This is a genomic window from Neopusillimonas maritima (assembly GCF_003576595.1).
In the GTDB taxonomy this organism is placed as follows: Bacteria; Pseudomonadota; Gammaproteobacteria; order Burkholderiales; family Burkholderiaceae_B; genus Neopusillimonas; species Neopusillimonas maritima.
In genome coordinates this window covers 602,570-615,001 of sequence record NZ_NQOU01000002.1, presented here as the reverse complement: position 1 = coordinate 615,001, position 12,432 = coordinate 602,570, and the positions used below count along the sequence as shown (strand labels likewise).

The 12,432-nt window shown below is 56.8% G+C and carries 1 protein-coding gene; it reads right to left on the bottom strand.

Going from position 1 to position 12,432, the window contains the following annotated elements:
* Complete coding sequence (locus CJO09_RS07910) at positions 1-12,339, bottom strand: Calx-beta domain-containing protein (protein WP_391523665.1); 12,339 nt, start codon at positions 12,337-12,339, stop codon at positions 1-3.
* Positions 12,340-12,432: the final 93 nt, after the last annotated feature.

The following is a 12,432-nucleotide window of genomic DNA, read 5'->3' as shown; positions in this document are numbered from 1 at the left end:
TTACGTACCTTGAGGCTGAACGACATCGTCGGGTAAAGCGGTGGCATCAGACTGGTTGGCCACTTCGGCCAGCGCCACCATTTGCGAACCGTCTTCCCCCGACCCGGTGTCGGCATCGTAATACAAACGTGTCACATCGCCATCGGAAATCAGGAAGAAGGCCGCGCCGGAATGATCGCCGTCGCTAATGGCCGCCTCGAGTTCATCGAGTTCACCATTGTCGCCGGTGTCGAACCGGAACTGCCCGGGGTTGAAACTGATTTTGTACAGGTCGGCGTCTGCCTGGCCCGCCAGCGCCGTTAACGTCGAGAAGACGTCGCCTGTCGATGCTTGCGATACGACGCTCAACGTGCCCAGGTTACCGAACTGGGCGGAATTGAACGTGAACAGGTCTGTTCCCGGCTGGAAATCGAGAATGGAGTCCATCCCCTCTGTGGGCGCATCGTAATAGAAGCGATCGGCCCCGCTGCCGCCCGACAACACATCGGCACCACTTCCGCCTGCCAGCAGGTCGTCTCCGGCTCCTCCGGAAAGAGAGTCGGACCCGTTGTATCCAAACAGGAAGTCATCGCCGCCCAAGCCTTGCAGGGTATCTTCGACGGCCGTTCCTTGCAGCACGTTGGCGTTCGCATCGGCGTTATCGTCGTTTACGATGGTTCCTGTTTTGCTCAGAATGGGGTTTGCGTGATCGGGAGTCCGGCTGATGATAATCCGGAAGCTCTCATTGGCTTCCACCCAGGCGTCACCGTCTACGTCAAAGCTGAAGCTGGTCGACGTAGCGTTTGCCGCGAATGTCACCATGCCGGAGGCAAAGCCGCCCACCAGATCGCTTTCGTCGATGCCCTGGCCGTTGCCGCTAATGACTTTCCAGTAGAAGGTTTCGATTTCCGCCGAGGGGTTGCGGGTGAGGTCGTAGCTGAGCGTTTGCGCTGTACCTTCGTTGCCTTCAACCACGCTATCCGGCCCGGCCAGGGCCAGACCCAGGTCATCGTCGGTAATGGTGCCCGACAAGACGGTATTGCCACCGGTCAAGGTGGGATGCGTAAAGGTGATGTTGAAAGACTCATTCCCTTCGCGCAGCGTATCGCCGGCAATGGGCAAGGTAAAGACCATCTCGGAAACACCTGCAGCCAATGTCACCGTTCCGGTGAGCGGCGTTTCGAAGTCGTCGCTGTTCACGCCGCCGGTAATCGCATATTGAATGACAATGGCCTGATCGTCGGGCCCGGCGCGCAAAATACGATAGCTCAGTGCTTCGGCGTCGCCCGGCTGTCCTTCAGGACGTTGACTGTCAAGTGCGATAATGGTCAAGGCAACATCGTCGCCGCGAACGGTCGCGCGGGCCGAGCCTTGCAACGGATTGATGCTGGTGCCGCCCGAGTTGCCGGACAACTGCACCAGGAACTGTTCATCGGCTTCACCGATGTCGTCGCCGTAGACTTCAATTTCAATCGTCTTGCTGGTTTCGCCTTCGGCGAAATTCAGCGTGCCTGATGGGAAAGTACCGCCCACGAAATCGTCGGCGTCAACGGGTTCGGCTCCGGTGCCCAATACCGACCAATCAATACTGGCCGCCAATTCAGTTTCACCCGAGCGGGTGACAGTGAACCGGAAGACGGTTGTGCTGCCGTTATTGCCCTCGTTCAATGTGGCATCAAGGGCGTTAACCGAAAATTGGCTGTCGTCGTTCAATATGGTTCCGCTTGCGCGGTCATTGATGATTCCGATGCCTTGTGGTGAAGACAGGACGACATCGAAGGTTTGGTCCGGCCCCAAGGTGTTGTCACCGGCAATCTGCACGATGACGTCCTTGAACGTTTCACCTTCATTGAAAGTGACGGTCCCGCCTGGGAAATTACCGCCGGCAAAGTCGGTGGCCTGGCCCGGGTAGCTGCCGGTACCTTCCACATGCCAGTCAACCGATACGGTCCCCGTGCTATCACCCAGTCGTTCGATGCGGTAGGTGAACGTGACGAGGTCTCCGGCCTGGCCTTCGTAGCGTGCAGCTTCTCCCACAGCCGAGACCACCAGGCCGGTATCGTCGTTGGTGATGGCAGTGTGCGCGCTTGGCTCAAGGATTGATGCGCCTTCCGGCTCCGACAGTACAACGGAGAAGGTTTCGTCGCGCTCGCCCTGGGCATCGCCAGTGATGTAAACCGTAATGGTTTTGCTGGTTTCGCCAACGCCGAATGCAACAACGCCGCTGGGATAGTAGCCGCCAAAGTCTTCCGCGTTGGCGCTGATGGCCCCGAAGGGAACGACCTGCCACAGCGCGCTGGACGTTCCGCTGAGGTCACCGCTACGTGTCACTGTGAACGTAAAGGCGGTTTCGTCTCCAGCCTGGCCTTCCAGTGTTGCCGAGGCGTCTGCCGCGATGAACAATACGGGGTCATCATTAATGACGGTTGCACCTACCTTGCCGTCGTTGACGCTTGTATTGATGGTCGAGCCGAAACTGGCATCACTGAGCCAGACTTCGAATGACTCATCGTATTCACCGAGTTCGTCGGCTTTAACCGAAACGGTGAACGTTTTGAATGTCTCACCATCGGCAAAGGTAACGATGCCCGAAGTGGCCGAAAACTCGTCGCCGGCAAGGGGGTGCGTACCGATGCCCGCGGCATTCCACTGAACCGATGCTTCACCGATCGATGTACCGCTGCGGTCGATACGGAAAGTGAAAAGGGTGATTCCCTCATCGCCTTCGGCCACCATCGCGTTAACGGCAGACAAGGTGAGGATGTCATCGTCGTCGCCGATATTGCCGGTAAGGTTGTTGTTCACGATATCGACGGCGGCGTCGACATCAGACAGGTGCAAGGTGAATTGCTCTGTCGACTCGGCAGCGCCATCGCCGTTGATATCAATATAGATATCCTTGCTGGTTTCTCCGGCAGCGAATGTAATCGTGCCTGATGGCAGTACACCCCCTGCGAAGTCGTCGGCCTGGGCCGAGCCCGCCAGAACCGCCCAGTTGAACGTGGTCGCCGCGCTGAGATCGCCTGTGCGGGTCACCGTATAGTGAAGACGCCCGCCGTTGTCGCCGTCGCCCTCGATGACCTCGGCCACAACGGCATTGACGGTCAGGTCGATATCGTCGTTGCGGATAATGCCATTGGCCGACGATGACTCTGGATCGATGGTACTGCCGGCGCCGGGGTTGAATAATTCAACAGTAAAGGCCTCATCGATTTCCACGCTGCGGTCACCGGAAACAGGCACCGTAAGAATGTATTCGGCCTGACCGTCGGCAAAAGTGATGGTGCCAACGGACTGGACGAAATCGGCATCGGTTGTGTCGCCATGGGCAATCCGCCACCCTACGGTGGATGTGCCTTCCAGGCTGCCTGTTCGTGTAATGGTAAAAGTCAGTGTGCCTGTGTCACCCGAACCCTCAGGGCCCTCGTTGCTTGTTGCGCTGATTGCCATGACGTCGTCGTCATTGCGGATGACGACGTCCAGCGTGTCATTCGCAAAAGTATGTGTCTGGCTATCGTCTGGCGGCGTTAGCGTGAGTGTGAATGACTTGTCGCTCTCCAGTATTGCATCACCGGCGACCCAGACGGTCAGGGTTTGTGAACTGACGCCTCGTTCGAAATGAATTGTGCCATTGGGGAATGCGCCGTCGAAGAAGTCGCTGACGTCTGCCGGGACATCGCCTGTACCGGTGACCTGCCAGTCCAGCGAGGTGGCGCTCAGGCTGCCCGTGCGCGAGACAGTGAACGTGTAGGCAATGGCACCGCTATCTCCCTCAGTGGGTGTGGAAAGGGCGGCAAGTGTCCATTCAATGTCGTCACTGACTACGGTGCCGGTTGCCGTGGGGGTGACGATGTCGGTGCCGGCTGAAGGATTGGCCAGACGGATAACCAGGGTCTCGTCTGCTTCAACGCTGCGATCGCCGATCACGGTAACGCTGATGGTCTGGCTAAGCTGCCCGGCCTCAAAGCTGAGGGTTCCTGAGGGCAGGACGCCGTCAAGAAAATCGTCGGCATTAACAGAGCCGGCAGCCAGGTCGACCGACCAGTCGATTGTGCCTGGAAGGTCGACGTTGCCACTACGGGTGACCGTGAAGGTGTAAACGGTCTGAGCGCCGTCGTGTCCTTCAATGTGTTGTGCGTCGGTCGCGGCAATGGCAACAGCTACGTCGTCATTGAGTATGACGGCATCGGCGCTTGCGGTATCGAAAACAACATCGTCATTGCTTGACAGCGTGACACGGAAGCCTTCGTCGTTTTCAGCCCGGTAGTCGCCGGTAACCGCAACGCGCACGATAGCCTGCGTTTCGCCTGCAGCGAACGAAACGGTGCCGCTGGTGTCGACAAAGTCGTTTGAATCAATGGGGTGTGCCCCGATGCCGGTAATGGCCCAGTTCAAAGTCTGTGCACCCGTAAGGTTACCGCTGCGCGTAACAACAAAATCAAAATACGTGGTGTCGCCGTCGGCGCCTTCGCTTGCATTTTCGGGGGCGGCAATCGAGAAAACAATGTCGTCGGCCTCGATCGTTGCGGTTGCGCTGGCGTTGTCTATGCTGGTGCCTTCAGACGGGTTGCTCAGGGTAACGGTAAAGTTTTCGTCGGGTTCGCCTTGCAGGTCTCCCGATACATATACCGTGAGTGTCACGGAGTCTTGCCCGGCCGGCAGTGTTAACGTGCCCGAGGGCAGTGCGCCACCGAAATCGAGTTCGTTGGCCGCATTGGCGCCTGAGCCGGTCACGGCCCAGTCAACGGTGCGCGTGTCGCTTAATGACCCGGTGCGTGTAATGGTGAAGGTAAAGGCAGTTTGATTGCTGTCGCCTTCGGCCTTGGTTGCCGAGGCAGCCGCAATCGAGATGGTGGCATCGTCATTCAGGATAATGCTGTCTGCCGCGCCTTCATTTTCCACAATCTGGCCCGCGCTGGGGTTACGCAGCGTAACGGTAAAGGTCTCGTCATTTTCCTGGACGTTGTCACCGGCGACAAGAATGGTAATGGTCTGGCTCGGTTGCCCTGCGTCGAATGTCAGTGTGCCGCTTGGCAGCCCGCCATTGCCCAGCGAGTCTGCGGTCAGGAAATCGAGCGCATTGGCTGCATCTGACGACAGGACCCAGTCAACGCTCCCCCCGGCACTGATATTGCCGGTACGGGTAACCGTGAAGGTGAAGGCGGTTGAGCCGGCGTGGCCTTCGGCCGCTTCTGTTTGGTTGGCGCTGATCCGGTAGCCGGCATCGTCGTTGACGATCAGGCCTTGTGCCGAATCGGTGGTAATGACATCACCGCTTGTGCCGCCTTCCAGCGAGATCTGAACCGTGTAATCTTCGTTCTGCTCTGCCTGACTGTCATTATTGGGCGTGATGGTAATGGTTTTGCTAAGCTGGCCCGGTTCGAATGTGACCGTTCCGGTTAGTAATTGTCCAGCAAAGTCATCGGCGTTGGCGCTGCCATTGAAAACCAGCGTCCAGCGCACGGTCTGGTATTGATCCGTGTCGTGCGAGCGGGTAATTGCAAAGGTATGTACGCCGTTTTCCTGGCCTTCGGCGGCGAGCGCTGCAATTGCAAAGCTGCTGTCGTCGTTCTTGACGACACCGGTGGCCGAGGTTTCAATCAAGTCGGTTACGTCGGAGCTGATATTGGTTAGGTTAATGTAAAACCGCTCCATATCCTCCGGCGTTACGTCGCCTTTCAGGGTAACGCTGATTGTTTTGATGGTGTCGTTGGCATTGAACGTAATCGTGCCGCTGGTGGGTCCAACAAAATCAGCTGCACTGGTGCTGTCGTTCACCAAAATCCAATTCATCGTCGACTGGCCGGTCGTGACGCCCGAACGCTGAACCGTGAATGTGATGGTTTGGTCGGCATCGGACTCCGTCAGGGCAGCACCATAAATTTGAATCCCGGTGTCGTCGTTAACGATCGTCAGGTTGGTGCTGTTGTATTCAATCTCTCGGGTGATGCCGGCATTGACTAAAACCTCCTCGTACAGGACAACGCGGAAGTTCTCGTTTTTTTCCACCGTGCGGTCGCCCGCAATCTGGAAGGAGATCTGGCCGGCTGTAACGCCTGGCTCAAACCGTAGAACACCACTTGGGAAAGTACCGCCGAAATCATCGGCCGTGGCGGCGTCTGTACCAATGCCTTCAATGCGCCAGTACAACCGTGTCTCGCCTGTGTACCCATTGCGGGAAACATTTAGGGTGTAGGTGGGATATTGCCCGTCGTCGCCTTCGTTCTGGCTGGTTGCGACGGGGCTCAGTGAATAATTTGTGCTTGCTTCAAGAATGCGCCCGTTGAGTTCCAGTTGTGTTTGCGAGCTGGCAACATAACCGGTGGAGCCGAACCGCACAGTTGAGCCGGTAACGTCGCTGGGTGCGTTAAGTTGCAGCTTGAAGCTCTCGATCGACGAGGCGTCGATACCGTCTTGCGCCAGAACATCGCTTAGGGAAATGTTGTAGTAGCTTTGCCCGCCGGCCAGTACGAAACTACCCGTCATTGTGCCGCTAGCAAAGTCGGCATTGGCGGTGGAAACATTGACGATCGTGTATTGGATCGTGATGTCGTGATCCAGCCGCCCATTGCGAACCATCGAGAACGACAATGGTTTGCCTTCATACGCTTCGATCGTGGGTAGCGGATTGCTGTTGAAACCATTAATCCAGAGCTGTACGTCGTCGTTGTTGTAGGTAACTGAAACGTTGTTTGCTGCAGGGTCGGCATTGGCGGGGCCATAACCATCGCTGTTGCCCACAACGTTGTAAGCCTCGGCGGCGCTGAGTACGCTGAAGTTCAGGTTGTTGATCTGTGTTTCAACCGCAGTGTCGCCCGTAAATGTGACGGTTACGGTTTTCTGGGTTTCGCCGGCGGCAAAGGACACTTCGCCGTACGTCAGGCCATTATTGGGTTTCGAGACATTAGTAGCGTCGCCGCCATATGAAAAGACTTCGGCGTCGAGGTTGACCAGGCCATAAACTTCATTGAGATTGGTGCCGGTCAGTTTCCAGACCACCGTCGTGGGGTAGTTCAGTGCGCCATCGTGATCATTCAGGTCTGTTCGGGTCAGGGTGAACGTGATGGTTTTGCTGGTACTGGTACCTTCGTAAAACTGTGCGGTATCCGAAGTAACGGAAATGAGCGGGTCAGGCTCATTGTCGTATACGGTGCCCACGGCCCCGCCGCTGCCGACGGTAGGCGTTTCAATGTCTTCGTGCTCAACTTCGCCGTCATCAAGGTTCTGTGGGTTGCTCAAAGACATGGAAAGCGATTCACGCCATGTCTCAGTCAGCGTATCGCTTAAGGTACGCAGCGTAATGGTGTGGCTGGTTTGCCCGTCGGTGAAGGTGAACGTGCCGGAGAAAGTGCGTTCCGTTGCGTTCCATTGCAGGTTGGCAATGTGGCCATTGTTTTCCAGAATCCAGTCAATGTCCAGGTCGGACGGATCAAGCTTGTACCAAGTGCCGGTGTCATTGTTGGTTTCGTTGCCGGTTTCGGTACCGGGAACCGTGATTACCCAATCAACAGAGTCGATACCACGTACATCGCCGCTTCGCTCAACGCTAAATACCAAGTCACCCGCTTCCTCTGCAGTTTCGTTGTACACATCGAAACGGGTGTCGTCGTTGGTTAAGGTAACGTAGTTGTTGGTGCCGACGACCGACGCGGCATCGGACTCGTCGATGCTGCTGCCGGGGCTGACATCCGACAAATACACGCGAAAGCTTTCGTTGAACTCGCCGAGGTTGTCGGTTGCTGTGCGAATCGTGATGGTTTTTGAGGTTTCGCCGTCGTTGAACTCGACCCTGCCGGAGGGCAGGCCGCTGTTTGTGTTCAGCGCATCCTGGCCGGGGTAAAAATCGTCGAGGTCGGTGGCGTAGTTAATGCCTGCAGCGGTTTGCACTTTCCATTCCACCCAGGCCGAGCCTGAAGTGGAAATAGTGCGATGAATGGTGAAAGTGTGTTCAATATAGTCACCCGCGCCCTGGTCGGCCGGCGTATCACCCTCTGCACGCTGGTTTCCGGTAACGGGCGTGCTATCCAGGTTGAAAATGGACTCATCACGCTGCACTTCCCCAATGAGCGTAATGGTGCTGGTGTCATGACTGTTGAGCTGTTGACCATACAAATAAGTGTTGCTGCTTCCATTGTTGGAAGTGTAAAGCTCATCGATGCCGCCACCGTTTGTGAAATCAACGCGGAACCATTCGTCGTCTTCAATGGTGTTGTCGCCGGCCACGGTGAAGGTAATGGTTTTCGATGTTTCGCCACTGGCAAAAACCACGCTGTTGCTTGTGATGCCGGAAAAGTCGGCGGCGTCGGTGCCGTATTCCCATTGCCCACTGTTGTAGTCGTATAGCGAGAAGCCGGTAACAGACCAATTCACTGTTGAGGTTTTGGCGGTATCGCCGGAACGGGTCAGTGTAATGGTGTAAGTGGTGGATTCCCCCGCTATTTTTTCCGCCTGCCGTGCCTGTGTCCATTCAATGGTCACCAGCGTGTCGTCGTTTGTTATGGTGCTTTCGAACTGGCTGTTGCTGCCCACTTCGCTACCGCTGCTTGGGTTGCGCAAGACAACCTGAAAAGTCTCGTTGGCTTCGACACTGCCCCGGTTAATGCCCTGGTAATTATCGAGTCCGGTATCGCCATAGGCGCGCACGGTAAAGGTCTTGGACGTTTCACCGGCGGCAAACGACAACGTGCCCGAAGGTAGCTGACGCGTGCTGCCCACGACAAAGTCATAGGCATTGGCCGGATTGCTGCCGGAACCACCCGGAACATACCACTCCACGGTGGATGCGCGGTCGGTGTTGCCGGTGCGCGTGACAGTATAGGTAAAAGTGGGGCCACTGAGTCCGCTATCGCCTTCGACTTGCGACAAGGTGCCCGAGGTGATGTTGTATTGGGCGTCGTCGTTACGCACGATACCGGTTGCGCTGCTGGTATCGATTTCCGAACCGGCTGACGCATTGGTCAGCATGATTTTCAGGTTTTCGTTGGACTCCAGTTTGCTATCGGACCTCACATAGACGGTAATGGTTTGGCTGGAGACCCCGTTGGCGAAAGTCAAGGTGCCGCCGGGATACCCGTCGTTATCGAAACTCACCCCGCTGGGCTGGCTGAAATAAAAATCGTCAGCCGAGACTGAAGTGGCGACACTGGGGTCAACACGCCAGTTAATCGTATTGGTCTGGCTGGTGTAGTCGGATCGCGTAACGGTAAACGTGAAAGCCGTGTAGCTGGCGTCACCTTCCGCTTTGTCGGCAGACAGCGCGGCAATCGAGAAGGCGGCATCGTCGTTGTTGACGGTCGTCGTGGCACTGCCTTGCCCACTGGCAATGGCGCTATTGGCCGACGGGCTGGCAAGCGAAACGGTGAGTACGGCGTCGTCTTCTACCTGGTTGTCGCCTTTGACTTGTATCGTGATGGTTTGCGTGGTTTGCCCGTTGGTAAAGCTGAGCGTACCACTGGTGGGCTGGCCGTCGACCAGGTCAAGTGCGCTGAATGACGGGTGGTTCTGCAGCGACCAATCAACCGTCTGGTCGTTGTGCAGGGCGCCGTTTCGTGTAACGGTAAAGGTAACGGTGGTTTGCCCGCCATCGTTGCTTTCCCAAGCGGTGACGGTGTCGGCGCTGATGCTGAACACGGCGTCATCATTCAGAATGGTGGTGGTCGCGCTGGCTGCCTCGGGGTTGACCAACCCGCCGCTGGGGTTCGAGAGAACAATCTCGAATGGCTCATCGCCTTCCAGACTAACGTCGCCTTTGACGCGTACCGTGAAGGTTTGCGTGTCGGGTCCGTTTGCGGTGAAGTTGACGGTGCCGCTGGGGAAATTGTTATTGCTGCCCAGTTGATCGCTGGTATCGAAATCCGAGGTGCTCAGGTTGCCGCTGGGATTGGTCAGCTTCCATTGCACAGAGCCGTTGGTGTCGACGCCAGTGCGTGTTATGGTGAACACGTAATCGGTGTATTCACCGCTGCTTCCTTCATACGCCGCGACCGGCGCACTAAGGCTGTAATAGGTATCATCGTTGGTGATGACAGTGGTTGCCTGGCCCTGCGAGGGGCTGATGGTGCCGGCGCTGGGGTTGTCCAGCGTCAGTGTCAGGCCTTCGTTGTCTTCCGCGATGGTGTCGCCAACGATCGTGACCGTAACCGTTTTCTCGGTTTGGCCTGCCTCGAACATCAAGGTCCCGGAGGGTAATCCGTTCAATGTGTCGCTGGCGTTGATTCCCGCGGTTGCGCTGACCGCATAGGCGACACTGGCTTCAGCAGATGTATTGCCGGTGCGGGTAATGGTGAAGGTTAAGGTTTTGGTACCGGAATTGCCCTCGATAATGGATTCCGGCGATGAAACCTGGAATTGCTGGTCGTCGTTCAGTATGGTGGCACTGGCGGTTGCGTCGATAATGTCCAGTGCGGTGTTGTTTTCCAATCGGGCGTTCGAGATTTCAACCGAGAAGGTCTCATCGTTTTCGACATCGAGGTCGCCATTGACGTAAATCGTCAGTGTTTTGCTGGCCTCTTGCGGTGCAAACGTCAGGGTGTCGCCAAGGGCTGAAAAATCGGCCGTGCTCAGGTTACCCGAAAGTGGGATAGACCAATCGACAAACGCGACGGCGTCAAGATTGCCGGCGCGCGTGACCGTAAATGTAAATGCCGTCGTGCCAGCCTGGCCTTCCGCCTGGCTGGTTGACACTGCGGCAATAGAAAAGCCCAGGTCATCGTTGGTAATAATGCCTTGTGCCGTGCCGTTGATGAGCTCGGTATTGGCAGGCGGGTTAACCAGTACAACCTGGAAGGCTTCATCCAGTTCGATGCTTCGATCGCCCTGTATCCGGACGGCGATATTGGCCGTTTCCTGCCCTTCAATGAAGGTCACCTGGCCTGAAGGAAAGCCATCGTTGTTGTTCAGGATGTCCTGATCACTGGCAAAGTCGGCCAGACTGGCCGGGCTGCCCGTTTCAGGCAGCATCACTTTCCAATCGATGGTGCTGGCTCCCAGCACGCCGGTGCGCGTAATCGTGAACGTGAATTCGGTGGTTGTGTTTTCCTGACCTTCGCTGTTCTGAACCGGTCCGGCATTGAGCGCCAGGCCGGTATCGTCGTTGCGAACGAGCGTGCCGGCGGATGCCTGTTCAATGTACGTGCTGTCTTGCGCCGGGTTGTTGCCTGGATTGGTAATCGTGACCGTGAGTGTTTCGTTGCTTTCCACCTGTGCGTCTGCCTTGAGCGTGAACTCAAGCGTTTTGGTCAGCTCATTGGCATCGAACTGGAGGTCACCGTTGAATGCGGTTGCATCGATAAAATCGCTGGCCTGCAGACCGGACGCTTCCCAGTGGATGATTGCCGGGGTGGTTGTATCGCCGCTGCGGGTAATGGTGAATCGCAGTACTTGCGTGCCATCGGCGCCTTCGGCCAACTCGGTCTGTTCGGCGGCAATCGCAAAGCTGATGTCATCGGCAATAATGCTTGCCTGTGCACTGTTTGTGGTGATGTCGCCGTGGTTGCTGGCATTGGACAAGGTGACCGTGAAAGCTTCTGTTGTCTCGATCTGGGTATCGCCCGAGACCGCAATTTCAATCACTTGTGTTTCAACGCCCGGCGCGAAGGTCAATGTTCCGGAAGGAAGTATGCCGCCAAAATCAGCGGCGTCGACGTCGCCGCTAATGGCCCAGTCGACAGTGGTGGTTTGGCTCAGCACACCGCTGCGGGTCACGGTGAAGCGATGAATGACGGTGCCGCTGTCTTGTTCGGCCAGATGACTGGAAGTGGTCATAATCGCCAGGCCGACATCGTCATTCACAATGGTGGCCTCGGCCGTGCCATTGGCCACTGATGAGCCTGTGGCCGGGTCGTACAGCTCGATACGCAGGTTTTCGTCCTGTTCCATTGCGTAGTCGCCCGCAATATCAAGGGTGACAAACTGTTCGGTTTGGCCGGCAGTGAAATTCAATATGCCGCTGGGCAACACGCCGCCCGCGAAATCGGCGCCGCTGACCGTATCGCCGCTGGTTGTGACGATCCGCCAGGAAACCTGGCCGGCGCCTGTGGTGTCGCCGGTGCGGCTCACAAGAAAACGAATCTCGGATGATTGACCCGCCGCGCCTTCGGCGACGCTGGCGGTGTCGACCGTAACCGAGAACGTGTGATCGTCGTTCAGGATCACTCCGCCGGCCTGGCCTGTTTCGATCGTGGCACCGGGGTTGGGGCTGCCTAACTGGATAATGAAGCTTTCATCGGCTTCCAGTGTCGAGTCTGGCGTAATGGGGATTCGAATGGTCTGCGTACTTTGGCCTGGGTTGAACGTAAGCGAACCGTTGGGCCACGTACCGCCAAAATCGTGAATGTCGACGGGGTTCGTGTTGCCGGGCAATAGGCTCCAGCCAATGACGTCGGTACCTGAAAGGTCGCCGGCGCGTTCAACGGTGTATTCAATAAAGTGCGTTTCAGCACTGCCTTCTGCAAT